The sequence below is a fragment of the Bradyrhizobium jicamae genome, from assembly GCF_001440395.1.
GTDB classification, from domain to species: Bacteria; Pseudomonadota; Alphaproteobacteria; order Rhizobiales; family Xanthobacteraceae; genus Bradyrhizobium; species Bradyrhizobium jicamae.
In genome coordinates this window covers 1-24,828 of the sequence record NZ_LLXZ01000118.1, presented here as the reverse complement: position 1 = coordinate 24,828, position 24,828 = coordinate 1, and the positions used below count along the sequence as shown (strand labels likewise).

At 61.6% G+C, this 24,828-nt stretch carries 28 protein-coding genes and 1 tRNA gene; 14 read left to right on the top strand and 15 right to left on the bottom strand.

All coding sequences use genetic code 11. The features are described 5' to 3' along the window. The first annotated feature begins 523 nt into the window (after window positions 1-523). The 7 genes from CQ12_RS19000 to CQ12_RS18970 all read left to right on the top strand — a co-directional run bounded on the left by CQ12_RS19000 (window position 524) and on the right by CQ12_RS18970 (window position 5,440). Window positions 524-1,024 carry a hypothetical protein gene (locus CQ12_RS19000; RefSeq protein WP_157088332.1) on the top strand — a complete coding sequence of 167 codons (501 nt, stop codon included), beginning with the start codon at window positions 524-526 and terminating at the stop codon, window positions 1,022-1,024. Between the two features lie 20 nt (window positions 1,025-1,044). Next, entirely contained in the window at window positions 1,045-1,962 is a 918-nt protein-coding gene (locus CQ12_RS18995) for a hypothetical protein (protein WP_057836831.1), read from the top strand. Between the two features lie 163 nt (window positions 1,963-2,125). Beyond that, window positions 2,126-2,422 (top strand): hypothetical protein, encoded by a 297-nt coding sequence (locus CQ12_RS43950; protein ID WP_157088331.1) that lies wholly within the window; start codon window positions 2,126-2,128, stop codon window positions 2,420-2,422. Between the two features lie 169 nt (window positions 2,423-2,591). Beyond that, window positions 2,592-3,326, top strand: coding sequence for a DUF2569 domain-containing protein (locus CQ12_RS18985; protein WP_057836829.1), 735 nt, complete (start codon window positions 2,592-2,594; stop codon window positions 3,324-3,326). Window positions 3,327-3,411: 85 nt separating this feature from the next. Beyond that, on the top strand, window positions 3,412-4,176 hold the full coding sequence (locus CQ12_RS18980) for a hypothetical protein (RefSeq protein WP_057836828.1): 765 nt from the start codon (window positions 3,412-3,414) through the stop codon (window positions 4,174-4,176). Between the two features lie 132 nt (window positions 4,177-4,308). After that, entirely contained in the window at window positions 4,309-4,758 is a 450-nt protein-coding gene (locus CQ12_RS18975) for a hypothetical protein (RefSeq protein ID WP_157088330.1), read from the top strand. A 124-nt stretch (window positions 4,759-4,882) separates the two neighbouring features. Beyond that, window positions 4,883-5,440, top strand: a complete 558-nt coding sequence (locus CQ12_RS18970) for a thermonuclease family protein (protein ID WP_347337437.1) — start codon at window positions 4,883-4,885, stop codon at window positions 5,438-5,440. On the opposite strand, the gene CQ12_RS18965 is transcribed toward CQ12_RS18970, so the two are convergent. From CQ12_RS18965 to CQ12_RS18955, 3 genes are all read right to left on the bottom strand, one after another. Further along, window positions 5,412-5,987, bottom strand: a complete 576-nt coding sequence (locus CQ12_RS18965; RefSeq protein WP_057836826.1) for a hypothetical protein — start codon at window positions 5,985-5,987, stop codon at window positions 5,412-5,414. The two genes, CQ12_RS18970 and CQ12_RS18965, sit on opposite strands and share 29 nt — an antisense overlap. 222 nt (window positions 5,988-6,209) lie before the next feature. Further along, window positions 6,210-6,284, bottom strand: a tRNA-Glu gene (locus CQ12_RS18960). Between the two features lie 131 nt (window positions 6,285-6,415). Further along, window positions 6,416-6,754 carry a hypothetical protein gene (locus tag CQ12_RS18955; RefSeq protein WP_057836825.1) on the bottom strand — a complete coding sequence of 113 codons (339 nt, stop codon included), beginning with the start codon at window positions 6,752-6,754 and terminating at the stop codon, window positions 6,416-6,418. A 58-nt stretch (window positions 6,755-6,812) separates the two neighbouring features. On the opposite strand from CQ12_RS18955, the gene CQ12_RS18950 reads away from it, so the two are divergent. Then, window positions 6,813-7,793, top strand: coding sequence for an RluA family pseudouridine synthase (locus CQ12_RS18950; RefSeq protein WP_057836922.1), 981 nt, complete (start codon window positions 6,813-6,815; stop codon window positions 7,791-7,793). A 214-nt stretch (window positions 7,794-8,007) separates the two neighbouring features. Further along, the gene (gene rpoH, locus CQ12_RS18945; protein WP_057836824.1) at window positions 8,008-8,904 is read left to right on the top strand and encodes an RNA polymerase sigma factor RpoH; all 897 of its coding nucleotides are present in this window, start codon (window positions 8,008-8,010) and stop codon (window positions 8,902-8,904) included. Between the two features lie 15 nt (window positions 8,905-8,919). Here the strand turns inward: rpoH and CQ12_RS18940 are convergent, their stop codons facing one another. The 5 genes from CQ12_RS18940 to CQ12_RS18920 all read right to left on the bottom strand — a co-directional run bounded on the left by CQ12_RS18940 (window position 8,920) and on the right by CQ12_RS18920 (window position 12,798). Continuing rightward, entirely contained in the window at window positions 8,920-9,111 is a 192-nt protein-coding gene (locus tag CQ12_RS18940) for a hypothetical protein (protein ID WP_057836823.1), read from the bottom strand. Window position 9,112: 1 nt separating this feature from the next. Continuing rightward, window positions 9,113-9,736, bottom strand: a complete 624-nt coding sequence (locus CQ12_RS18935; RefSeq protein ID WP_057836822.1) for a peptidoglycan recognition protein family protein — start codon at window positions 9,734-9,736, stop codon at window positions 9,113-9,115. Continuing rightward, window positions 9,733-10,995, bottom strand: a complete 1,263-nt coding sequence (locus CQ12_RS18930) for a GGDEF domain-containing protein (RefSeq protein ID WP_083519368.1) — start codon at window positions 10,993-10,995, stop codon at window positions 9,733-9,735. Before CQ12_RS18930 ends, CQ12_RS18935 begins: the two co-directional genes overlap by 4 nt. Before the next feature lie 712 nt (window positions 10,996-11,707). Continuing rightward, the gene (locus tag CQ12_RS18925) at window positions 11,708-12,325 is read right to left on the bottom strand and encodes a LysE family translocator (protein WP_057836821.1); all 618 of its coding nucleotides are present in this window, start codon (window positions 12,323-12,325) and stop codon (window positions 11,708-11,710) included. Between the two features lie 47 nt (window positions 12,326-12,372). Further along, a complete protein-coding gene (locus CQ12_RS18920; protein ID WP_057836820.1) occupies window positions 12,373-12,798 on the bottom strand; it encodes a response regulator in 426 nt (141 codons plus the stop codon). A 149-nt stretch (window positions 12,799-12,947) separates the two neighbouring features. On the opposite strand from CQ12_RS18920, the gene CQ12_RS18915 reads away from it, so the two are divergent. Beyond that, window positions 12,948-13,796 (top strand): SDR family NAD(P)-dependent oxidoreductase, encoded by an 849-nt coding sequence (locus CQ12_RS18915; protein ID WP_057836819.1) that lies wholly within the window; start codon window positions 12,948-12,950, stop codon window positions 13,794-13,796. A 228-nt stretch (window positions 13,797-14,024) separates the two neighbouring features. Beyond that, a complete protein-coding gene (locus CQ12_RS18910; RefSeq protein WP_057836818.1) occupies window positions 14,025-14,948 on the top strand; it encodes a YwqG family protein in 924 nt (307 codons plus the stop codon). Window positions 14,949-15,046: 98 nt separating this feature from the next. On the opposite strand, the gene CQ12_RS18905 is transcribed toward CQ12_RS18910, so the two are convergent. After that, on the bottom strand, window positions 15,047-15,853 hold the full coding sequence (locus CQ12_RS18905; protein WP_057836817.1) for a lytic murein transglycosylase: 807 nt from the start codon (window positions 15,851-15,853) through the stop codon (window positions 15,047-15,049). 189 nt (window positions 15,854-16,042) lie between these two features. Next, window positions 16,043-16,795, bottom strand: a complete 753-nt coding sequence (locus tag CQ12_RS18900) for a lytic murein transglycosylase (protein ID WP_245310013.1) — start codon at window positions 16,793-16,795, stop codon at window positions 16,043-16,045. 258 nt (window positions 16,796-17,053) lie between these two features. On the opposite strand from CQ12_RS18900, the gene CQ12_RS18895 reads away from it, so the two are divergent. Together CQ12_RS18895 and CQ12_RS18890 are read left to right on the top strand one after the other, a co-directional pair. Next, a complete protein-coding gene (locus CQ12_RS18895) occupies window positions 17,054-17,998 on the top strand; it encodes an OmpA family protein (RefSeq protein ID WP_057836815.1) in 945 nt (314 codons plus the stop codon). A gap of 48 nt (window positions 17,999-18,046) precedes the next feature. Further along, window positions 18,047-19,621 (top strand): glycosyl hydrolase family 79 N-terminal domain-containing protein, encoded by a 1,575-nt coding sequence (locus tag CQ12_RS18890; protein WP_057836814.1) that lies wholly within the window; start codon window positions 18,047-18,049, stop codon window positions 19,619-19,621. Window positions 19,622-19,692: 71 nt separating this feature from the next. Here CQ12_RS18890 and CQ12_RS18885 read toward each other — a convergent pair whose 3' ends face one another. The 4 genes from CQ12_RS18885 to CQ12_RS18870 all read right to left on the bottom strand — a co-directional run bounded on the left by CQ12_RS18885 (window position 19,693) and on the right by CQ12_RS18870 (window position 22,921). After that, a complete protein-coding gene (locus CQ12_RS18885) occupies window positions 19,693-20,001 on the bottom strand; it encodes a hypothetical protein (RefSeq protein WP_157088328.1) in 309 nt (102 codons plus the stop codon). Between the two features lie 92 nt (window positions 20,002-20,093). Further along, window positions 20,094-21,122 carry a DUF817 domain-containing protein gene (locus CQ12_RS18880; RefSeq protein ID WP_245309999.1) on the bottom strand — a complete coding sequence of 343 codons (1,029 nt, stop codon included), beginning with the start codon at window positions 21,120-21,122 and terminating at the stop codon, window positions 20,094-20,096. Window positions 21,123-21,197: 75 nt separating this feature from the next. Further along, entirely contained in the window at window positions 21,198-22,544 is a 1,347-nt protein-coding gene (locus tag CQ12_RS18875) for an MFS transporter (RefSeq protein WP_057836812.1), read from the bottom strand. Continuing rightward, complete coding sequence (locus CQ12_RS18870) at window positions 22,544-22,921, bottom strand: thiol-disulfide oxidoreductase DCC family protein (RefSeq protein ID WP_057836811.1); 378 nt, start codon at window positions 22,919-22,921, stop codon at window positions 22,544-22,546. Before CQ12_RS18870 ends, CQ12_RS18875 begins: the two co-directional genes overlap by 1 nt. A 162-nt stretch (window positions 22,922-23,083) precedes the next feature. Between CQ12_RS18870 and CQ12_RS18865 the strand changes: the two genes are divergently transcribed. Further along, window positions 23,084-23,320 carry a hypothetical protein gene (locus CQ12_RS18865; protein WP_057836810.1) on the top strand — a complete coding sequence of 79 codons (237 nt, stop codon included), beginning with the start codon at window positions 23,084-23,086 and terminating at the stop codon, window positions 23,318-23,320. 98 nt (window positions 23,321-23,418) lie between these two features. On the opposite strand, the gene rpoD is transcribed toward CQ12_RS18865, so the two are convergent. Then, on the bottom strand, window positions 23,419-24,828 hold a 1,410-nt coding region (gene rpoD, locus CQ12_RS18860; protein ID WP_057836809.1), incomplete at its 5' end, for an RNA polymerase sigma factor RpoD.

The following is a 24,828-nucleotide window of genomic DNA, read 5'->3' as shown; positions in this document are numbered from 1 at the left end:
TCGCGTCGGAGCTGGCGAAGTTAAGCACCTGGATCGTTCCTGATCCTCCGCTTGCGGACCCGTTCGAACTGCCTAACGGTTGGAAGCTCGGCCGGCTGAAGAACGCCGCCGACTACATCACGAAAGCTGCCAAAGACCGAACAGAACCGCGACGAATGGCAAGCCGCCATTCATTGCCTGCTCGGGGCGGCTGAGAGCCCGGACGCCCTGATTTCATGCCAAGATCGGAGTGCTGAAGGCCAGTGTTGCAGGCATCGAAACGCCGGCAAGTCAAACCCGGCCGTTGCGCAGTCACGAAGAAAGCGAAGCCTAGAGGCTCTTGCCTCTCATCAAGGGATAGTAAGGTCTTACCCCAGCTAGGAGTGTTCCCGGTGTTGCCTTTTGTTGCTTGCTAGTCGGAGCGTGGGCCCAGGAAAGGGCGGGTACCTTTGATTAAAAAATCCCCTGTGCTTCGGTGGGGGCGTGCCCTGTTGCTCCCAGTGCCGTGATGGGGAATCATGAGTGGACTGCTGGGGATACCGTCATGGCGCTAAGAGTCGTAAGCGAGCAATCCGAAAAGGATATCCTCAAGAAGCGGGCTCATGATCAATTGACCCGAGACCTTCGAAGGTTCGCAGCAAACTTCCTTCGGATCACCAGTGGGTCAGGCAAGCCGCTCGATCTGTTGCGCCAAACGGAAAAACTGACGGCGTCGCTTCAGGCGTATGCTATTGCTCACGATGGCGCTCTTCCTACTCCAAGGACTGTCCACCAAATCCTCGATAGTCGCGCGGCGCTGATCGAATACCGGCCGTGGATCAAGGAGGTTGACGAGGCATCCAGGCGACGCTGGGAGGAGGATGGCACCAATGCCCGGAACGACGCTGTCGCCGGGATTATCAAAGCGGGACTAAGGATGATGGCCTCCGAACTTGTCGATCAGCTGACCCAGCACAGTACTGCCGAAAGCGAGTTTTATGAGCAAATTCGGCGCTTAGAGGACGTGAAAGAGAAAAGTAGGCGTCGGCACAATCCCAAGAAGTAGAATACCCTGCGTGAGGCCCAATGACAGTTTCAATCCGCTTTTACATCTTTGCCGATGACGGCCTTCAGCGCATCTCGCAGCGGGTGATGGAGGGCTTAGTCCACGGCTCCGACGCGATGCCTCAATTCGCCGGCACTAAGCAAAAAGTTGCAAACGTGATTGTAGATCTGGAGGAAGGCAAGCCAGCTCGGATTACAAGGGCCGATGGCAGCTTCCTGCATTTTGATGCCGCCGGCAAAGTTCACGAATCTCTCATCAACAGTGGCTTCGAGGCAATGGACACGTTCGATGCCCTGGAGCGGTCGAAGCGGATCAAGTCGAAGGTGGTCGCTCTCTCTCCAAAGCTGAACCGTGAAAAATGGGAACGCGACAATCGCTGGACGTTGTCTAAGCAAGATTTGGATTTGATTTCCGACGATATTTGGAAGCGCAATCGCGCTGCCACGCCCACAGTCCAACAGGCCAAGGGCGTTGCTCCAAAGCCACCCCCGGTAACGTTCGAGGCGAAGGAAGCCATTCGCGAAATCCAAACACATATCTGTGGCATTGACAGCAAGATGGAGTTTCTAACAGAGCCCGCGTTGAAAGGATTTGCTTTCGAAGCTCGCAGGCTTGCGAAAGATGATCTCGACAATGCCGTTTGGCTAGGCATAGCGGAGGCCGCGGATCGTCGTCGAGAAATTCTGGCTCGCTATCGCACAGGGTCTGGCGTCTGGTACGCCTCGATCGATGTGATCCGCTGGGATGCTTCCCGGCGTACTGGAAGGACCGACAGTTTTGTGCATGAACGGTGCAATTCAAAGAAGAAGGCCGAAGAGGCAGCTCGCCGGCTCCTAGCCGAGAATGCCAAGTATTTTAGCGCCGAAAGCTCGGTGGAAGCACGGGTGGTGTGCGACCTTGAATGGGCCGACGCGGCTTCTGGCGACGATGATGAGTAGCCATCGAACTATAAGGGGGTCGCCCGTCGTCGTTCGGGGCGACCCCTAGGGTAGGCTTCTGGTTGGCTCAACGGTCAGGAGTGGCGGGTTCGCCCCCCGAGTTTGCGCGAAGCTATTTTGCCGCGCGGGAGGGCCACGACTCAGAGGTGGCCCAGGTGACGCTGTGGCTCCCCAACACGTCGAATCGCTTAGTGTCGATCTTCAGGCTCTTGAGGACACTTCGCGCGCGATCTGCAAGCTTGCTCTCGTCAAAGAACGGATACTTGTGACGGCCGCTGCAACGCAGGTTTACCGCGTCGTCCTCGGCTATGTATTGCAGCGCGCAGTCCCGATCGCCGTACAGGTTCAAGCTGAGGGTTTGGAGTTCTTTCATGAGGAAGGATTGGTAGCGATAGAGCAACCTGGTGCGGGTAAGCTTGCGGCCACGCCGGAGCGCGCCAACCTTTTTTACTGGGGCTGAAGGTTTGATAGCGTTGGACGAGGCAGCCTGGGAAAACGGGGGCTGGGGTGTCGAGTTCACCCGGAGAACGGCGGTGGGCCGGGCGTAAGGATGAGGAAAAGAAAGTGATAGTTCTGGAAAATGCGCTCGGAGTGGTTGTAATCTGAGGGCGCTTGCGGCGGGGGCTTCTATGGTCGCGATTGAACCTTCTCCTCTAACCGAGGATGGCCTGTACGACAAAGTTGGGGGCTGGCTCGTGCTGCCGGCGATTGGGACGTACCTGTCGCCGCTGTTCATGGGTTATGCGGCGTACGAGAACCTTCGATTCTATTCCGATAGCCTTCCCGATCAGGCCAAGATCATCATCCTCGGCGCGGGTCTGACGTGTGTAGGATTGGCTATCGGATGGCTGTATACCTGCGTGCTGCTGTCGCGTCTCGATCCGCTATACCCAAGGCTGTTCATCGGGCTTTGCGTCCTTCAGCTGCTTTTCAATTTTGGAATTTGGATCGTGCTTATTAACTCTGGCACGACGTCTGATCCTGAGGTCTTCAAGGATGTGGCGCGCTCGTTGGTGATCGCAACCGTTTGGATACCTTATATGCTGGTGTCGAAGCGGGTGAAGGCGACCTTCTATGGCATACCCGTGAAGCGCCCAGTGCAGAGGGATAGAAAAATGGCTACCGGGCTCAGCCCCTCGGTTACTGAAGATGGGGACACTTCGGCAATCCGGCTCCGTCGCAAGGGCCACCGGTTGGGAATCTTCCTCACTGTAGTATCTGTTCCCGTGTTGCTCATTGGATTGACGAACAGCGCGTCCTATGAGCCGCCCGCTTGGGCGTCGCTCTTCACAGCCGTTGGTTTAGTTGGTCTCGTGTGTGGCTATTTGTTCGCGCGGCTTTGGTATTGGTTTCGATCTGCATAATCGAAAACAAGCCCAGCTTAGCTAGATTTACCAAGCATTCACGCTTGCGGCTGTGGTTGCAAGAATAGAAGAATATGAAAGCGACATGGCTTACGATTTGCCTGAGAACTTTCAACGATTGCATCACGCAGAGCAGGAGTTGCGAGATAAGTCATTAGAGATCATCCGACACAATGACCTAGGCTTACACCTCATGGTCGTTGAGCTGACGATGGATGTCGCTGATACCCTGAGAAAGTTTCCGACCGACGACGAAGACCTAAAGGTACCCCAGCTGCTGGGGATGAGGATATTCAACGCCTTCGCTTCATCGCTCAAACTCGCGTTGTCGGGCTATTCGCAGAATAGCACCCTTGTGATGCGCGACATACTTGAGACCATCTTTCTCCTTGATCTGTTTAGGGGCGAACCGTCGCTAATCAAGGAGTGGAGATTTTCAGACAAGCAGCAGATCAGAAAGAAATTCTCGCCGATCCGGGTGAGAGAGGCGCTGGACAAGCGGTACGGGCACAAAGCAAAAAAACGCGCGGAACTTTACCAGCTCTTTTCGGAGCTGGCCGCGCATCCGACGATGAAGTCGGCACTTATGATGCGCCCCGAAATCGGTGGCGATGCCGTTATCGGCCCGTTTGTAGAAAAGGGAGCACTTGAGGCACAACTTTCTGAAATGGGCAGGTTAGCCCTCCAAGCTGGGGAAGCGCTGATATCGTTCATCCCGAGTTGGTGGGGACCGGCAATGGAGTGCCGTCGTTCCTTTGATAAAGCCAAGCTTGAATGGCTACACCAGTTCTTTCCAAGTCCAGCCGGCGCGGAGTGCACAACCAAGAAAGGTGATGGAGCAGATGAATAGCCGCGAGGATATTGAGAGTTACAGTCTAGAGCAGCGCAATGCGCTGTTAGTGCTTTCGGTAGAGACGGCGAGATTTATAGCCCAAATTTCCACGCCAATCCTGTTGGCTGCCCTTCTTTGGAAACACTGGTCATGAATCGTCCGACGCGAAACACACTGTGGGGCTGCCTTCTTGTCCTAATCCTGGCGGAATTCTATTCGTGCGATGCGCGGGCCCAAGAAAGACCCTTTCAATTCATTACACTGGATTGTCTTTTCCGAGGTCAATTGAGTACTACCATAGAGCAAGGCAAGCTTGCTACGACAGTGCCAAAAGACACGCTGGCAATTACGCTTTCGAATTTCGACTACGACAAGCACACCGCCATGATGATCGGCAACGCCGGCTCGGATGAGGTTTCATTCATTCCATCACAGAAAAAAGCGGTCTTGGTTCAATTTTCTAAGACGGGCAACGGCTTCATGACCAGTGTTTCTGAGCCGATTGGTGGAAAAGCAATCGCCTTCCACTCACGGCACTCCTGGCTGTTTGGTGAGCCGATCATTTCTGAGTATCAGGCGGATTGTAAGGTACGCAAATAGCGTGAGTGCAAGATTCCATCCTGAGAAGCGTTGATTTTTTATTCGAAAGTACCCCCCCCCTTTTTGGGGCCCCATGGTTCCGACTAGCGAGCAACAAAACGCGAATTTCAGTGAGGGGTAGTCAATGACCGTGCGAGCGCTCCTGTTGCCTGCAATGCTGGCTGGCTCGATCGCACCGGCTTGTGCGCCTGATATTGTTGGCAAAGCTTCCGTCATCGACGGCGACACGATCGAGATACACGGCCAGCGTATTCGGCTCTGGGGCATTGACGCGCTGGAATCTGATCAGCTTTGCCGGGGCGACGATAGCAAGCATTACCAATGCGGCCGGTTGGCTGCGAATGCACTGGCCACACTTTTCATCGGCATCCCTCACCCCGTTGCGTGCTCCCCGACCGGACGTGATCAGTACGGGCGCACGGTGGCCGTCTGCTTTCTCGGGGAGCCCGGGCCGGATATCGGAAAGTGGCTTGTCACGAATGGCTTCGCGCTCGACTGGCCCCAGTATTCGAAGGGGCAGTATGCGGAAGAGCAGCGCGGCGCCGAGAAGGCCGGTCGCGAGATCTGGCGTGGAAGCTTCGTTGAACCTGGAAGTATCGCGCCTGCAGGCGACTTGGGAACACCATCAATCAGTGCAGTGATGAGGATTAGTCCTAATCCTTGTCGCGCGGTCGATGCGTGAGCTTATAGTCCGGTGCGGACAAGCCCAACGGCCTGTAAAAGCAGCCGACCATCAGCACGGGTATGCCGCGGCTTGCGATTTCAATTAAGCGGGCATGCTCCGGACTGTCTCTCAAATCCTCAGTAACGTGCGCCAGCTCTTTGTTTGCCACCTGAAAGACGGCAAGTAGCGCATTCTTTGCTTCATCGCTTGGACCGGGGTAACGGTCTGCGGCATCGTCAGGCGTGACCATCTTGAGCGGCGTACCGGCGGGTGTGCTGAAGTACTCGATACCGATGTCGGTGGAGCGGCGGCCAGTGCGGTTATCAAGTTTCCCGTTCTTTTCGCACAGCCCAAGGAACTCCAGCAGCGCGCGACAATGCATTATCCCGGCTTCAATCGCTGGATTGGTGAAACCGTGCAGAGTGCCTTCTACTACCAGCTTGTCGCCAGCGTAGAGCGTCATTGGCGCTGCGCCCAATGCGGCGCTGAGGGTGAGAGCCAGGTTGAGCGTGTCAATTGCCTGCATGCGATACGGAAGCTCACGCAACACTCTATCCCGATCCATTGCCGCGCCTCCAAATTTGCGTCATGACTTACCCTCTCCATAAAAGAGGAATTTGAATTACGGGCCAAAATTGAGAGTTGTGCCTGATTTCAACGGACAACTAATTCGTCCGAAAATGCCCGGAAATTTGAATTATTGGGCCGAAGCCGCTCCGGCTGCTTACCCGATGCTTACCCAGCTCCAAGCCGAAAATCGAGAAATCGCGCAAGTACTTGATTTTATTGGCGCTCCCTAGGGGAATCGAACCCCTGTTTCAGCCTTGAGAGGGCCGCGTCCTAACCGCTAGACGAAGGGAGCGTTGGCTTCAGGGAATAGCCGCGAAATGTGCGGTGGGCAAGGCAAGTCTGCGGGCCTTTGCACGGTTGGGTAAACCTGTTGCTTCGCCTCCTCGCACCGGGTCCGGGCATTTTCGGCCGATCGCGCAGGACTCAGGGTTCGCTCACGAATCGCAGCTTTCCGGCCGGTTTCAGCGTTTTGGCGTCAAACGTGCGGATTTCGGTGACCCCGGCGATATCAAGCGTCAGCACCAGCCGCTCGCCGGCGACCGCGGTCGCGACAATGCGGGCGCCCTTGGGCAGGGTCTCGATGATGTCGGTCGTGGCCGCCGTGGGGCTTCCCTCGCCGCGGTAAAGGCGGTACCCGACGGCGATCAGGACCACGGCCACCGCAAGCGCCGAGGTCAGGCCCGCGATCAGCATCATCCGCCGCACCCGCGCGATCAGCGCGGCCTGCTCGGGGGTCGGTTCGGGCGCAACGGTATCGGTCATGCAAGGCTCTTAACAAGGCTCGGTTTTGGAACAGGGATCAACGAACGGCGGTCAAAGGCTGGAGGTTACGGTCGGCGGCGACGAGGGATCGCCCCGCCTCGACCGCGTGCTCGCGGTGCTCCGCCCGGAACTGTCGCGCTCGCGGCTGAAAGCGCTGATCCTGGCCGGTTCCGTCTCGGCCAAAGGCGCCCCCATCCGCGACCCCGCTTATCATGTAGCGGCCGGCGATACGATCACAATCGACGTTCCCGAAGCCGCGCCGCCGGAGCCGTTGGGCGAGGATATCGCGCTCGATATCGTTTTTGAGGATGACGACATCATCGTCATCGACAAGCCGAAGGGGCTGGTCGTCCACCCGGCCGCGGGGCACGAGACCGGCACGCTGGTGAACGCGCTGATCGCCCATTGCGGCGCCAGCCTTTCAGGGATTGGTGGTGTCCGCCGGCCGGGCATCGTGCACCGGCTGGACAAGGACACGACCGGCCTGATGGTGGTCGCCAAGAACGATCACGCGCATCAATCGCTGACCGCGCAATTCGCCGATCACGGTCGCACCGGCCCAATGCAGCGCGGCTACATGGCCTTCATCTGGGGCGTGCCCAATCGCCAGCGCGGCACGGTCGATGCGCCGATCGACCGGCACCCCCATGCCCGCGAGAAGATGGCGGTGCGCGAAGGCGGCCGCGAGGCCATCACCCATTGGGAGCTGCAAGCCGCGTATCAGGGACGCAGCGGCAAGCCGATCGCCTCGCTGCTCGCCTGCCAGCTCGAGACCGGACGAACCCATCAGATCCGGGTGCACCTCGCCCATATCGGTCACCCCCTGATGGGCGATGCCGTCTATGGCCCGCACTTCAAGACCAAGGCCGGGCAGCTCGGCATCAAAGGTAAGGATACGCTCACCGCCCTCGGCCGGCAGGCCCTGCACGCCTATCTGCTCGCCCTGGAACACCCCCGAACCGGGGAATTTTTGCATTGGGAGGCGGCCCTGCCGGAGGATTTGCGTCTCCTGCAAATCGCCCTGGAAGCGGCCGTATGACGCAGCCCCTTCAGAAAAGCTTAGTTATGACAACAGGTTATAGCTGACACACGGGGACGTGACGTCAGCATTCCTTCCCTATTTGTTCGTTTTCGAGTATGTTGCACCTGCGCTGAATATCCAGCGCGGAACATCGCAGCCTGGTCGGCTTTAACACAGCGATCACCTGCCGGGCCCGCCGCTATCGGGGGCCTGAACCACTGGAGGGCGCTCAATGGCCCGTACAGCTACGTTGCCGGTTCTCAATGGAGAATCCGGTCTTTCAAGATACCTCGCCGAGATCCGCAAATTCCCAATGCTGGAGCCCCAGCAGGAATACATGCTCGCCAAGCGTTGGCGCGAGCATGACGATCGCGACGCGGCACATCACCTTGTCACCAGCCATCTCCGGCTCGTGGCCAAGATCGCCATGGGCTATCGCGGCTACGGCTTGCCGATCTCCGAAGTCGTCTCGGAAGGCAATGTCGGCCTGATGCAGGCGGTCAAGCGGTTCGAGCCCGAGAAGGGTTTTCGTCTCGCCACCTACGCCATGTGGTGGATCAAGGCCTCGATTCAAGAGTACATCCTGCGTTCCTGGTCGCTCGTGAAAATGGGAACCACCGCGAACCAGAAGAAGCTGTTCTTCAACCTGCGCAAGGCGAAGAGCAAGATCTCCGCGCTGGACGAGGGCGATCTCCGTCCCGACCAGGTGAAGCTGATTGCCAAGCGCCTCGGCGTGACGGATCAGGACGTGATCGACATGAACCGCCGCCTCGGTGGCGACGCGTCGCTCAACGCGCCGATCCGCGACGACGGTGAAGCCGGCGAATGGCAGGACTGGCTGGTCGACAACTCGCCCAACCAGGAAGCCGTGATGGCCGAGCACGAGGAGTTCGATCACCGCCGCAAGGCGTTGAACGGCGCCATCGGCGTGCTCAACCCGCGCGAACGCCGCATCTTCGAGGCGCGGCGCCTGGCGGAAGAGCCGATGACGCTGGAAGACCTCGCCGCCGAATTCGGCGTCTCGCGCGAACGCGTGCGGCAGATCGAGGTCCGCGCTTTCGAGAAGGTGCAATCGGCCGTCAAGGGCACGATCGCCCGGCAGGAAGCCGAACTCGAAGCCGCGCATTAATTCGCGGCAGAGGTATCAAGTGATGAAAGCCGGCGGCGACGCCGGCTTTTTGTTTTTGGGGACGAGCTTTGCGAGATTGTCATGGCCGGGCTTGACCCGGCCATCCATCTCCTCAGCGAGACTCTTGCGAAGCATGATGGATACGCGGGTCAAGCCCGCGTATGACACAGCGAAGTTCGCCGCGGCGGCCGGCTGCACGCCGCCCACCCTACTCCCCCCACTCCCGCGCCATCTTCGCCAACGCGCACCCCTCGCAATAGCGCGCGTCCTTGTAGTCGATCCAGTTGTGCGCGTAGACGCGATCGAGCGGGATGCCGTACCGCGCACGCAGCACCTTCAGCAGGATTTTCCACGCCGCGATTTGCGCTTCGGTGGGGCCGCGGGTCACGTCGGGATAGTTGCCGGCGAATTCGACGCCGACCGAATTGTTGCCGACCACCTGCCGATAGGTCGGCTTGTTGTCGATGTATTTATTGTCGTTGCGGTTGGCGCCGTCGCCATGGGTCGGGACGAGATGTTCGCCGACCGCCCAGTACACGGTGCCGTCGGTCTCCACCCAGACCATGACGCCGCGCCGCGTCGGGTTCTTCGACTGCGCCTGCGCGCCGCCGCGCGCCGAGCCGGCCGGGCCTTCGGTCTGGTGCACGATGATGTTGCGCCACGGATGGGCCTTGGCGAGGTCGCCCCACGGCGCCAGCCAGACCATCTTCAGGCCAGGAATGTCAGGCGTGCCGGATGCCCGCGCGATCGTGGCGAGGTCGGGCGTTTGCGCGGAGGCGCACGCGGGAAATATGAGGGCGAAGAGTAAAGCCGCGACGAGACGGAGATTCATGCGCGAGGTCCGGTGGCGGACCTCAGATAGCATGCTTCATGCCCGCTTGCGCAGGGCCATGTCGGACATCGGCGCGCTTGCCGTGCGGGCGCCAGCGGCGGCGCCGGGTCGTAGGCGGCAAAGCCGTTGCGGCCGGCCTTCTTGGCGTCGTAGAGCGCGTGGTCGGCGGCCGCAATCAGGCGGTCGGGATAGGCGCCCATCTCGCGGCTCCATTGTGCAACGCCGATCGACACCGCGATCGGAATGTCGTTGCCGCTGCATTGTTCGGCATCGGCGCGGCAGACCTCCAGCACGCGCCGCGCGATCATGGCGCCCTCGCGCAGCGTCGAGGACGGCAGCACGATGCAGAACTCGTCGCCGCCGGTCCGCGCCAGCATGTCGCCGGGCCGCAGCCGGGTTTGCGCCATCAGGGTGAAATGCTGCAGGCAGGCGTCGCCGGCCGCGTGGCCATGGGTATCGTTGATGCCCTTGAAGCCGTCGAGATCGATTACCAGGAGCGCAAACGGCTGGCCGCTGCGCTCCGAGCGCATGCACTCTTCCGTCAGCCGCTGCAGCAGATAGCGGCGGTTGCCGACCCCGGTGAGATCGTCGAGCAGCGCGAGATCGGCGACCTCGTTGCGCAGATGGTCCATCGCCATCAGCAGGAAGCCGAAATTCAGCGCCATCGACAGGAACACCAGCACCAGCACCACGACCGACTGCAACGGGCTGAAATGCATGTAGGAGAAGCCGCCGCCGGCGACCGCGCCGACCATCCTGACGGCGAGCAAGGCCATGATGAGAAGCGTGACGATGCCCGCGAGCCGGGCGCCCGGATTGACCCGGCCCTCATGCCGGCTCAGCAACAGCTTCACGCTCAGTGCCATCGGCACGGTCTGGGCGATGGTGAAGACCGTCATGCGCGCAGGCACGCTGTCGTAAACGAAGCTGAAGAACCACAGGCCGATGGTGCCGAGACCCGTAATCAGCAGCGTGTTGCGCCATGACAGCGGACGGTTGAAGAATTTCTGCACGCCCATCGAGGCAAGGCAGATCGCCAGGATCAGCGCGGTGCCGGCGAACAGCAGCGGCACCAGCGTATCGGGAAAGACCACGCGCAGCGTCGCCAGCGCCGCGCCGGCTGCCGCCGTGAATGCCGAGCCGGTCCAGAACCGCGCGGCCTCGAACGACGGATAGCAGCGCATGACGTAGGCCCAGATCAGGCCCAGCGCCAGAAAATTGATGACGAACACCGTCCACAGCGTCGGAACGCTCAGCATCGCGAACTCAGGACGCGCACGTCCCGTCTCCCCTCTTGTCTAACAACCGCCCAGGACTTCCCTCGCCGACGATCCCCGTCGTCTTGCGGAACAAGGTGCATCCGCGCCGCTTAACGGACCCTGACTGTCTTCGGGCAATCCAATCCTTGGTTTTGAATTGATGAAGATCGCGCGTGTTCGGGCATCGTTAAGCATGATGCGCGCGACGCGGATGGCGATGGCGGCGCGCATTTCGACCCAAAATCGCGTCAAATTGCATAACAACTGTGGATAACGTGATGACAACGCCATGACGGCACGCGGCATCAGCCTGCGAATCTGGTGGGATCATGATCGAGGATGTTGCGAGGCTGGCCCTCCGCCAAGCATGCCTCGGTGTCGCGTTTCAATCCATGAAAACCTTGAGAGGATACTATGGCTAAGAAAGCGAAGAAGGCGAAGGCGAAGAAGGCCAAGAAGGCCAAGAAAGCCAAGAAGAAGTGAATTCAGGCCCGGGTGGAGTGCTCAGCTCCGCCCGGGCTCCCAACTCCGGGTGAATTTTGGAGAATGGCGGGCCAAGGGTCCGCCTTTTTGATTCCGGCGATGGCTGACCTGTAGCCCGGATGAGCGCAGCGATATCCGGGGTGGTGCGAGAGTGGTCCAGGATATCGCTTCGCTCATCCGGGCTACGATCTTTGGATCGCTTCGCGCGAAAGGCGGCCGCGCGAAAAATCTACCGCTCCGCGAATGCGAGCTTGGCGCCGAGCGCGGCAAATCCCGCGGCAAAGCTGCGGCGCAGCCAGGCCATCGCCTTCGGCCGGGTGATGACGCGGTCGCGCAGGGCGGCGGCGAACAGGCCGTAGATTGCGAACACCGCAAAGGTCATCGCCATGAAGGCCGCGCTCAATTCCAGCATGCGGGCCAGCGGCTGCGGCTCGTCGGCGGCGACGAACTGCGGCAGGAAGGCGAGGAAGAAGATCGACAGTTTCGGATTGAGGATGTTGACCAGCACGGCGGTGACAATGACGCGCCGGCTGGAGCGCGCCTTCGCAGCCGCGCCCGTATCGACCGCGAGCGCACCCGTCTCGCGCAGCGCCTGCCAGGCCATGTAGAGCAGATAGAGAACGCCGCACCATTTCAGCATGGCGAACGCCAGCGCGCTGGTGTGCAGCACCGCGGCGAGCCCGAGCATGGCGGCCACCATATGCGGCACGATGCCGAGCGTGCAGCCGAACGCCGCGGCGACGCTCGGCCGCGCGCCCGATGTCAGCGCCACCGCCAGCGTGTAGAGCACGCCGGTGCCGGGCGAGGCGACCACGATCAGGGAGGTCAACAGGAACGACAGCGTCATGCCCTGCCCTTACCACGGCGGCATCCGCCGTGGAAGCGGCCGGCGGCTCACGAACGCGCGCGCGCTCCATGGTGGTTACGTCGTTCATGCACCATGCGTTCCGCCGTGCGGATCACGTCGAGCGGAGCCCATGGCTTGGCCCAGAACTGGACGCCGTCGGGCAATTCCTGATGCAGCGGCTTGCCCGAGGTGACGATGACGCCCATCTCGGGATTGTATTTCCGGGCGATGTGCGCGAGCTCGACGCCGTCCATATTGCCGGCGAGTTGCACGTCGGTCATCATCAGGACCAGGCTGCCGGCGGCGCGTTCCAGCACCAGTTCGGCTGCCTCCGCGCTTTCGCATTCGATGACGTCGACCTCGCTTTCCTCCAGCAAGAGGCAGATCATATCCCGCTGCATCGGATCGTCTTCGACGATGAGGGCGGTCGCGCGAGAAGGTTTTGATCGTTCGAAGGGCTTCGATTGTCCCATGTCAGCCTCCTGCAAAGGTCGCGTCGGTCGAAAAGCATCACTCTGTCGGGTACTCGACACTAAGAGCGGAAACCGCTTTATGGTTCGGTTCCAATTTGCAAAAGTTGCGGGAACCCGCGATTTTTTTCATTTGATGGAGTGAGATACCGATGACTGCGATATCCGGAAGCGCGGCCGCGATAACCGGCGCCGCCAGCGGCATCGGCCGCGCGCTCGCCTTCGAGTTCGCCGCGCGCGGCTGCGACCTCGCCCTCGCCGACCGCGACGAGGCCGGCTTGCTCGAGGTTGCCGCCGAGATCGGCAAGGCCGGCAAGCGCAACATCACGACCCATCGCGTCGATGTCGGCGAGCCCGCCCAGATCCAGGAATTTGCCGACGCGGCGATCGCAGCGCATCCCTCGCTCAACATCGTCATCAACAATGCCGGCGTCGCACTGATGGGCAGCTTCAACGAGGTCGACCAGGCGCAGATGGAATGGCTGATCAACATCAATTTCTGGGGCGTGGTGCACGGCACCCGCGCGTTCCTGCCGCATCTGTCGAAACAGCGCGAGGCGCATATTGTCAACCTGTCCTCGATCTTCGGCATCATCGCCCCGCCCGGCCAGACCGCCTATGCGGCCGCGAAATTCGCGGTGCGCGGTTTTTCGGAAAGCCTGCGGCATGAGCTTTCGATGGCGAACAGTCCAGTAAAACTGTCGGTGGTGCATCCCGGCGGCGTGCTGACCAACATCGTGCGCAACTCCCGCACCGGATCTGGCATCACCGACAATGCGCGCCGCGCGGAATCGATCGACCGTTTCGATACGATCGCCAAAACCACCCCGCCGATCGCCGCGCAGCGCATCATCGCCGGCATCGAGAAGAACCAGCCGCGGATTCTGATCGGCAACGACGCGTGGTTCATGGACCTGCTGCAGCGGTTTCGGCCGGCGACGTATTGGGCGGTGCTCGCCAAGCGGATCGAGAAGATGTCGCGGCAAGGATCCCGCCCGTAGGATGGGTGGAGCGACTTGTCCGCCGTTGCTCGCTAGAGCGAAGGCGGAAGCGATACCCATCATGCCGGTGTGCGTGGCGATGGGTTTCGCTTCGCTCTACCCATCCTACGGTTATCTCCGGCCCGCCCCATTCAGTATGCCCGCCGGTCTGTACTGATCGGCTGTTGCAGGAGGCGCCATGGCGGTGGCACAGTCGATTACGCGAACAGGGACCGCGGGAGTGCCGGAATGGAGACTGAAAGCTTGCCGGCGCGCTTGACCGCCGCCGGGCTCGGGCGCGTTGCGAATGACATCATCCAGCTCTCCATGCCCTCGATCCGGCTGCACTGCAGGCAAACAAGCGATCAAGCAGAGCTGCCGCTCGGCAACTCCAAGCTCGGAGGAAGACCGGATCTGCCGTCCGGCAAGAACTGGCCGGCCTGGCAGGGCTCTCCCATGGCCTTCGTGGGTCAGGTAAACCTTGCTGATATTGCTGCCCATGACGAGGAAGGGCATCTCCCGCACTCGGGCTTGCTCTCGTTCTTTTGCGCGATCAACGAGATGGGGCTCATACAATTGCTCGGAGATCCGTCCTGCTGGACGGTGTCGCACTTCGACGGCGATCCGGCCACGCTCGTCCAGCTTCCCTTCCCACCTGATTTGCCCAAGCGACTGCAATTCCCCGGCTGTGACGCAAGCTTCTCACGGGAGCCGACGCTGCCTGATGCGCGGTCCCCGGGGATTCTGAGCCTTGGGCTCTCCGAGCCGGAGCGGAATGCCTACATCGACGTCATGACAGGCGTGGATGTGAACTTCCAGGGCGTGTTTAATCATCATCTGCTCGGCTATCCATACACTCTCAATGATTCACCGTTCGTCGGAGGATACCTGAAGGCTCACGGCGTCGCCGACCCGTATGCGATTTTCCTCGGCCTCTCGAATGAGGAGTTGCAGCGTCGCCTGGAGCTGCTGAACCTGCCGCACAAGTGGGAGGATGACCAGGATTTGCGGGACAAGGCGGATATGGAGTGGCGGCTGCTGCTGCAGGTATATAGCAACGAGGAGGCACAGATGATCTGGGCGGCGAGCGGCGTCCTTCATTTTTGCATTCCCAAAGAGGCGCTCTCCCGGCGGGATTTTGATCGTGTCTGGGTTGAGATGCAATTTGTCTGATGACGAAACCATGAGCGCAGCGTAATCCGCCGCCGTCGCGGAGGATGGTGGGTTACGCTTCGCTAACCCACCCTACGAAGCTGCCTGTGCGGCGATGACTAGCGCCCGACCAGCCGATCCGCAAAATACCCGATCGTCTTGCGATAGATCGTGGCCCTGTTCCACTCGCGCATCGCTTCGAAGTTCGCGGTGCCCTCGCCGTAGGGTGCGCCGTTCTTGAAGCCGGAGACATGCAGCAAATTCGCGGTGGAGGCGAGCACGTCAGGCACGCTGTGGCGCAGATCGACGTGGCCGTTGCCGTCGAAATCGACGCCGTATTTGATGTAGGACGACGGCAGGAATTGCGTCTGGCCGATTTCGCCGGCGTAGGCGCCGATCAAATCACGCAACGGCAGATCGCCGCGCTGCACGATCTTGAGCGCGGCGAGCAGTTCGCCCTGGAACAGCTCGGTGCGACGGCAATCATGCGCCATGGTGGCGAGCGTGCGAATGACAGGCATCTTGCCGACATCGCCCTTGCCGAAATCGCTCTCCAGCCCCCAGATCGCGACCACGATCTCCGGCGGCACGCCGAACTTCTGTTCGATGCGCGAAAGCAGCGAGCCGTGCCGCTGCAGCATCTGCCGGCCGATATTGATGCGCCCGGGGCCGACGCGGGTCGAGACATATTGCTCGAACGACTTGTTGAAGGTGCCGCGCTGCCGGCGGTCGAAGGCGAGCACCGCCGGATCCTGCGTGACGCCGGCAAAGGCCTGGCTGATCACGGCCTGCGAGACGCCGGCCGCGGCCGCCTCCTGCGACATCGCAGAAACGAAGGTGTTGAAATCGCCGCCGCAGCGGGCGGCGTAGGTGGGGGTGGCGAAGACAGCGGCGCCGAGACAAATGGCCCAACGAAATATGCGCATGCGAATCCCTTGTTCATTCCCGCTTTTGGTTATGCCATGGGAAGACGCGGTGCGGCAGAGGCTATGAAACTCTCCCTCCGTCATTGCCGGGCTTGACCCGGCAATCCATCCCCTTCGAAGGAACCTTGCGAAGATGATGGATGCCCGGGTCAAGCCCGGGCATGACGCCGAGAGAGGAGTGTGCAGCCCCTACTCTCCGCCGTCGATCTGCCGGCCCATCAGCGCGATCGCCTTCTGATAAACGCCGGCCGCATTCCAGGCCTGGATGGCGGCAAAGTTCGGCTCGCCCGGCTGATAACCCGCGCCGGCGCGCCAGCCATGCGCCTTCAGGAAGTTCGCGGTCGACATCAGCGCATTGGCCGAGTTTTCGAGATTGCCGGTGCCGTAGGCGAGAATGGCCTTTGGCATGAACTGGGTCTGCCCGACCTCGCCATGCATCGAGCCGCGCTGGCTGGCCGAGAGCGCGCCGCGATCGATCAACTGCAGCGCCGCGTAAAGATGCTCGGTGAAATAGGCCGAGCGCCGGCAGTCATAGGCCAAGGTCGCGATCGAGGCGAGCATGTTCTGATTGCCGCGCTGGGTGCCGAACCCGGTCTCCATCCCCCAGATCGCCAGCAGCGGCCCCGGCGGCACGCCATAGCGTTCCTGGATCGATGCGAACAGCGCGCCCTGCGAGCGCTTGAGCTGCCGCCCCTTGGCGACGATGGTCGTCGCGCCGCGCTTGGCGAGAAACTGATCGAGCGAGAGACTGAAGCTGCGCTGGCCGCGATCGGCATTGATGGTGGCCTGCGCGTAGTTCGTCGCCATCAGCGCCTGGATGGTCGAAGCGCTGACGCCCTTGGCGCGGGCTTCGCCGGCGAATTGCTGCTTCCAGGATTCGTAACCGCCGGACGAGCTGCCGCATTGGGCGGCGTGGGATTGGGAGTTGAAGCATGCGAACATGGCCAGGGTGGCACTGAAAGCAAATGCGATGCGGAGCATGGAAAAGCCATTCCTGAGAGAGCACAGCAAATAAGCATCGGCTTCTAGCACGTCCTTGGCCGCGCTTCGAGGGTTACGGCAAAACGCAGGGGCGGAATCTCCCTGAAAACGGCCATGATTGCGACTAATTTGAACCGGTTGATTTACCGGCGCGACCGTTACAAGTCATACTTCGTCCCGCCCCTTCCCCCGATCGTTTCTCGAACAAATGGATTTCGCATGGGCTTACCGCACACACTGTTCAGGACGGTCCTCCTGCTGCTCGCTCTGCCGCTCGGCGCGATGGCGAACGCCGCCGCGCAGACGCGCGACGTGGTCGGCGCGAAGGATTATCCCGGCATCGGCCGTTTCGGCGGCAGCGTCATCACGGGATACGAAGTGAAGGATTTCGATGCGGCGCGGATGCAAGGGGCCGCGTTTAGGGACGGCCAGCCCACGGACGCGCGGCGGCTGGAAGGCCGCATCACCCGCATCGCCTATCGCACCAATCCCGGCCCTTCGATTTTGGAGGTGTCGCGCAATTTCGAGACGCAACTGGCGAAGGCCGGCTTTGAGACGCTGCTTGCGTGTGACGTCGATGCCTGCGGCGGAATTCCGTTCTCGGAAGCCGTCGATGCGCTGCCGATCCCGCAGATGTGGGTGGACGGCTTCAACTACCGCTATTTTGCCGGACGCAAGGTGGACGGCGGCCGCGAGACTTTTGTCAGCCTCATCGTCAGCGAGAGCAACCGCGATATCTACGCGCAGCTCGTCGTCGCCGTCCCGGTCGCGATCGAGAACAAGATGGTGGACGCTGCCGTCATGGCCAAGGGCCTCCGCGAGACCGGCCGCATCGCGCTCTACGGAATCTATTTCGATACCGACAGGGCCGAGGTGAAGCCCGAAAGCCGCCCCACCCTCGAGCAGATCGCAAAACTGCTGAACGCCCAGGTCGGGCTCAGCGTCTTCATCGTCGGCCACACCGACAACCAGGGGCCATACGCCTACAACCTCGATCTGTCGCGACGCCGCGCCGAAGCGATCGCCGCTGAGCTGGTGAAGAACTACGGCATCGGCGCGCCGCGGCTGCGCACCGCGGGTGTCGGACTGCTGGCGCCGGCCGGCTCCAATGCCACCGAGGCCGGGCGTGCGCTCAATCGCCGGGTGGAGCTGGTGGCGCCGTAGCTTCAACGCGTGGGCTTGGGCCCGCTTTGGCTGCCAAGGACAATGGCTATGACCAGGTCCAGTGGTCTCAAGGTCGGAATGGGAATTGCGATCGCTGCGCTTGCGGCAATCCCGAAGTCGGCGGCGCAGGCGCCGACGCTTTCCGTCGACCCTTCACGATTGCCCCGCCTCGGCACCGTCGACGCGCGCTTTCAATCGTATAACGTGGAAATGGTCGAGGTCACCGGCGGACGGTTCTGGAAGCCTTACAAGGCAAGTAGCCCAGCGCCATCGGATCGCGGCGCCGTCAACGTCGGAAACATGCCAAGGGACGGCAATCCCGACCTCTACGAATATCGGAGCCCGATCGACCTATCGAATCCCCGGCTGCGCATATTGGCTGCGGCGCTGGCTCCGGCTTACGTGCGCGTCAGCGGTACCTGGGCCAACACCACATATTTTGCCGAGAACGATGAGGCGCCCGCAACGCCGCCCGACGGCTTCCGCGCGGTGCTGAGCCGCGAGCGCTGGAAGGGTGTTGTCGAATTTGCCCGCGCTGTCAGCGCAGAGATCGTAACCTCGATGGCGACAAGCCCCGGCGTCCGCGACGCGGCGGGTCTATGGCAGAGCGACCAGGCGCGTCGCTTGTTCGCCTATACCAGATCCGTCGGCGGCAGAATTGCCGCTGCCGAGTTCATGAACGAGCCGACGCTGGCCGCGATGGGCGGTGCACCCAGGGGATACGACGCGGCGGCTTACGGGCGGGACTTCAAGGCCTTTGTTGCGTTCATCAAGGCTAGCGAACCGGATGCGATCATTCTCGGCCCCGGTTCGATCGGCGAGACAGCAGAGGCGCCATCCAGTTCCGACTTCATCAACACGCGCGACTTGCTTAGCGCCTCAGGACCCGGCATCGACGCGTTTTCCTATCACCACTACGGTGCGCTCTCGCAACGATGCTCCGGCATTCCCGGCCAGACCACGCCGGAGGCCGCGCTTTCGGAAGACTGGCTCGATAGCACGGAGCGAACGCGCGCGTTCTACCGGTCGCTCAGGGACGAGTTTGCGGCCAGTAAGCCGATGTGGCTGACCGAAACCGCCGAGGCCGCCTGCGGCGGCAACCCCTGGGCCTCCACTTTCCTCGATACGTTCCGGTATCTCGATCAACTCGGCCGGCTGGCCCGAGCCGGCGTCCAGGTGGTGGCGCACAACACGCTGGCTGCGAGCGATTACGGCCTGCTGGACGAGGGGACGTTCCGCCCGCGGCCGAACTACTGGGCGGCGCTGCTGTGGCGCAGGCTGATGGGCACGATTGTTCTCGACGCCGGCGTGCGCAAGGGGATGCATCTCTACGCGCATTGCCGGCGCGGCGTGCGCGGGGCCGTCACGCTGCTTGCCATCAATACGAGCAGGACAAATGCGATAGCGCTGCGATTGCCTGAGGCCAGCGAGCGCTACACGCTGTCGGCGGAAGATCTGCAAAGCGAAGCCGTGAAGCTGAATGGGGCGGCCCTGGAGCTTGGCCCGAATGACGAACTTCCGCAGCTCGCCGCGGCGACAGCGCCACCCGATACGGTCGAGCTGCTGCCTGCCACGATCACCTTCCTCACGATCGCGGATGCGAAAAATCCGGCGTGCGATTGAATCTTTCCCGAACACCGTCTCGGGCTGACGTCATTGCGCGTCTCCCTGCGCGGCTTCCCTGACAGCCGCAACTACCGAGACCACGTCCCCATCTGCAGGCACGTCAGCAAGCTGACGTAACTTGGTGTCCCTCCAATGCTTTCCTGGGGGATGCAGTTCGCCTTGCCCGCGGCAGGAAAACTGGACCATTGGCTCGTGAGCTGCTGTCGAGCCTTGTTCTCATCGTCCACGCAGCTCTTCATGGACTGATCAAGGACCAGGCCAGTCGTGGCGGCAGCGTCGAGTTTACAGCTTCGGTTGATATCGAACGTCGGCACCCGATCGGCTACCGCAACGACGAGCTGAGAACTTAAAGCGATCATCGAAATTGAAAGCGGCATCTTGCCCTCCTCGACTTTTTGCTCGAATCGAACGCAGCACTATCCTGCGCACAGAGGACAAAGCGACGCAGGAATCCTTTTCTTGATCTAGATCAAGAGAGGCCCACCTTGGCTCCATTTTCGGATGTCGCCGTCGATATCAGCTGCTTTCGCTTTAACGCCTTGAGTCGACATAAATTGTCGACGCCCGCCATCGACCGCGCGCTCAATCGCCCGCCTGGATCCGACCTCTGCCGCGGCTTGTTGATCAGGCTGACCAGCGTGTAGCTGATGATCAACAGCAGAAACCACGAGCCGATCTTGTCGACGGATACCATCGACCAGCCATGCCGCTGCGACGGATAGATCCAGATTTTCGTGAACGTGCCGATATTCTCCGAAAACCAGATGAACAGCGTCACCAGCACGAGGCCGAGCAGCAGCGGCATCGAACGGTGCGCGTGCCAGACCCTGAAATGGACGCGGGTGCGGAACAACAGCCAGCCGGCGAGCGCGAACAGCAGCCAGCGCAGGTCGACGATGTAGTGATGGCTGAAGAAGTTGACGTAGATCGCGACGCTGAGCACGGCCAGCGCGAGGCGGCGCGGGTGCGCGGTGAACTCGAAATCGAACAGCCGCCAGGCGCGGCAGATATAGCTGCCGATGCAGGAATACATGAAGCCGGAGAACAGCGGCACGCCGCCGATGCGGAAGAAATTCGGCTCCGGGTAGATCCAGGAGCCGACCTGTGTCTTGAAGAGCTCCATCGCGGTGCCGACGAGATGATAAATCAGGATCACCTTGGCTTCTTCAAGCGTCTCCAGCCTACCGGCGAGCAGTGCGGCCTGAACGGCGATCATGCAGAGAAACAGGAAGTCGTAGCGGGGAAGCGGCGCGGCCGGCGGATAGAACTGCCAGGTGGCGATCATCAGGAAGATTGCGATGCCGCCGAACAGACAGGCCCACGCCTGCTTCACGCCGAAGCGAAAGAATTCGTAAGCCGCGCTAGTCGCGCGGCGCCGCGCCATGAAGCGGCCGAAGCGGCGCTCGCCGGCGATGAAACGGCGCAGCGGCGGCCAGATGGCGGCGGCGCTTGGGGCGGGATGCGGGGAAGCGGTCGGTGATTTTACGAAGTCATGCACGCGGCGAAGCGTGGTTGATAATCGCGATCAATGCTGGGCAGAGATTTGCAGATTTCCCTCAGATACAGCGCAGTTTCAATGCGTCCGCAACCGAAGGCAGAGCGCAGCACTTGCCAGCGCCGAAATTCCCAGCAGCACAAGCACGCCGGGCAATCCGCTCAGCGCGAACACTATGCCTCCGAAGGTCACCCCGACGGTGCCGCCGAGAAAACTGCACGAATTGAGCATGCCGGAGCCCTTCCCCGCCTGCAGTTGCGGCAGCGTCGCCAGCCCGAGCCGCGGCGCCGAGGCGTAGATGAGCGCGATACCAACGCCGGCGACAAACAGGCCGGGCATCAGGGCTGCGAACTTCGCATTCGTCTGGAACGACAACCAGATGATGGCGCAGCCGACGGCGAGCAAAAGCGATCCGCCCGTCAGCATGCGCCGCGCACCGATCCTCATTCCAATGGCAGGCGCCGCACGCGCAAACACAAACAGCGCGACCGAGAGCGGCAGCAGGGAAAGGCCGGCCGCAATGGCTGACATGCCGAGGCCGTCGGCGGATTGCGCAAAGAGGTTGTAGTAAAGCAGCAGCGTCATGATGTCGAACATCACAAGAAACAACAGGCCTGCGGCAATCGCGAAACTGCGGTTCGCGAACAGGCTGAAATCGACCAGCGGCTGCGTGCGCCGCGTCTCCGTCCGGATCAGGGCCGCAAACGCAATCCCGGCCAGCGCGAGCGGGACGATGGCGGCCAGCGGGTTGGTGCGGACATGCGCCAGCGCCTGCAATCCCGATATCAGCGTCACCATGAAGATGGCGAGAATGCCGAGGCCGACCCAGTCCATCGACATCGCGCGTCGACCGCCGGCACCGGGATGCCGCAGCAGCATCAGCGCGGCCGGCACCATGGCGGCGACGTTGAGCCAGAAGATAAAGCGCCAGCCCGCATAATGCGTCACGGCCCCGCCGACGAGCGGGCCGATGCTGAAGCCGAGCATCAGAAAGCCGGTCCAGGCGCCGATCGCCTCCGCCCGTTTTGCATCAGGCGCGGCTTCGGACACCGCCGCGAGCGTGCCGGCTACCGCGAACGCGGCTCCCAGTCCTTGCAGCGCGCGTGCGGCGACCACGACGAGGCCTGCCGGCGCCAGCGCAATAAGCAGCGAAGCGAGCGCGAACAGGGCGATGCCGGCGATTGACGATCGTCGCGCGCCGAGCTGGTCCGCCGCGTCGCCGCCGACGACGATGAAGATCGCGGCGGTCAAGAGATAGGCATTGACCACCCATTCGATCTCCGCCGGACCAAGCTGCAGGCTGCCCTTCATGTCGGGGAGCGCCGCCATGATCGCCGTGCTGTTGTCGCCCACGGCCAGCATGGCCAGGCAGCAGGCCGTCAGCACGGGTGCGAGATCGCTCTTCGTGTTGGAGGCTGCCGGCATCACCACCGCCCCTTCCGCCTGTTCCAGGCAAACAGCACGTCGGCGAATCTATCATACGCGAACCGCGTCAGCGGCAACATCAGGCGATTGCCGAAGAGCGCGGCCAACCAGCCTTCGCCCGGGGTTATCTGCCAGATCGCGATCGCGACATCGGCGCCGACGATCAGGCGGCCGGCCTCGTCCGTTGCATGCAGGCGGCGACGCACGTCGTCGAGCGACGCGCCGTAGGATGAAAGCGCATCGGGCTGCTCGTTGATGTCCTTGAAGGAGATGCGGCCGGCGCGGACGGCGGCCAGCAGCCTGTTGCGCTGCCAGTCGATGCCGGCGTCGCAGACCGGGCAGCGCGTGTTGTACCAGATGGTGAGATGGGCCGGCATGGCGTTTCGAAGCGTAATCGCGTGCTGTCGCCGCGTCGAGACACTCCTGCCGTCGGCTCCACTTTCGCAAGAGCCTTGTCCGCCAGAGCGCGCAGGGCAGCCCGGCGCGTAGCGCGCGTGTTTTGCTTTGACAGCGATGTCCTAATCGAGGACAAGCCGCGCATGCCGAAAAAACCCGGAACCAATCCCAAAGGCGAATTCGCCTTTTTCAACGTCGTTTATGAAGACGACTCCCAGCGCTCCAACCGCCGCGTGCCTGCCGAACTGCTCGGCGGGCTCGACGGCGACGAACCTGCCCGCGCGTTCATCCGCGAGCAGGATCGCGAAATCGCCGAGAAATCCGGCCGGCCACCGCTCGAGATCAAGAGCATCAGCCGGGTGGGCGCGAAGAAGAAATAGACCTCAGAAACAAAAACGGCGGGCCTCGGCCCGCCGTTTCTTTTTCGATGGATTGCCGGGTCAAGCCCGGCAATGACAGTCGATACTGACTTACAAAATCAGTTGTCGAGGAAGCTCCGCAGCTTCCGCGACCTTGACGGATGCTTCAGCTTGCGCAGCGCCTTGGCTTCGATCTGGCGGATGCGTTCGCGGGTAACACTGAACTGCTGGCCGACTTCTTCCAGCGTGTGGTCGGTGTTCATGCCGATGCCGAAGCGCATGCGGAGCACGCGTTCCTCGCGCGGCGTGAGCGAGGCCAGAACCCGCGTGGTGGTCTCACGCAGGTTGGACTGGATCGCCGCATCGATCGGCAGGATCGCGTTCTTGTCCTCGATGAAATCGCCGAGGTGTGAATCTTCCTCGTCGCCAACAGGCGTTTCCAGCGACAGCGGCTCTTTCGCGATCTTGAGAACCTTGCGGACCTTCTCAAGCGGCATGCCGAGCTTTTCGGCGAGCTCTTCCGGGGTCGGCTCGCGGCCGATCTCGTTGAGCATCTGGCGCGAGGTGCGCACGATCTTGTTGATCGTTTCGATCATGTGCACGGGGATGCGGATGGTGCGTGCCTGATCTGCAATGCTGCGCGTGATCGCCTGCCGGATCCACCACGTAGCGTAGGTCGAGAACTTGTAGCCGCGGCGATATTCGAATTTATCAACCGCCTTCATCAGGCCGATATTGCCTTCCTGGATCAGGTCGAGGAATTGCAGGCCGCGGTTGGTGTATTTCTTGGCGATCGAGATCACCAGACGCAGGTTGGCCTCGACCATTTCCTTCTTGGCCTGGCGTGCCTCGCGCTCGCCCTTCTGCACGCCGTGCACGATCTTGCGGAATTCGCCGATCTCGAGCCCGGTGAGCGCTGCCAGCGACTGGATCTCGTGGCGCAGCTCCTTGATGCGGTCCTTCTCGTGATGGACGAAATTCTTCCAGCCCTTGGCGGAGAGTTTCGAGACACGGTTGAGCCAGCGCGGATCGAGTTCCGAGCCCTGGTAGTTGCGCAAAAAGTCTTCGCGCGCGACGCCGTGGCTGTCGCCGAGGCGCAGCAGGCGGCCCTCGAACGAGACCAGCTTCTTGTTGATGTCGTAGAGCTGCTCGACGAGCGAGTCGATACGGGCCTGATTCAGGCGCAGCGACTTCACCTCGACGATGATCTCATCCTTCAGCTTCTTGTACTTGCGCTCCTGCGAGGGCGAGAGCGACTCGCTCTGCAGCTGGTTGGCGATGTCCTGCTCCTGAAGACGGCGCAGCTTCTTGTACTCGGAAGCGATCTTGTCGAAGGTCTCGACCACCTTCGGCTTCAGCTCGGCCTCGATCGCAGCCAGCGACATCTGGTTTTCGAACTCGTCGTCATCCATGTCGCCTTCGGCGGCGGCTTCGGCCGGATCCTTCTCCTCGGCGTCCGCATCGCCCGCGGGGGCTGCGCGGAACGGGGTCGGCGACGGCGGAGCGGCCGGCGGCGCGACATGCGCGGG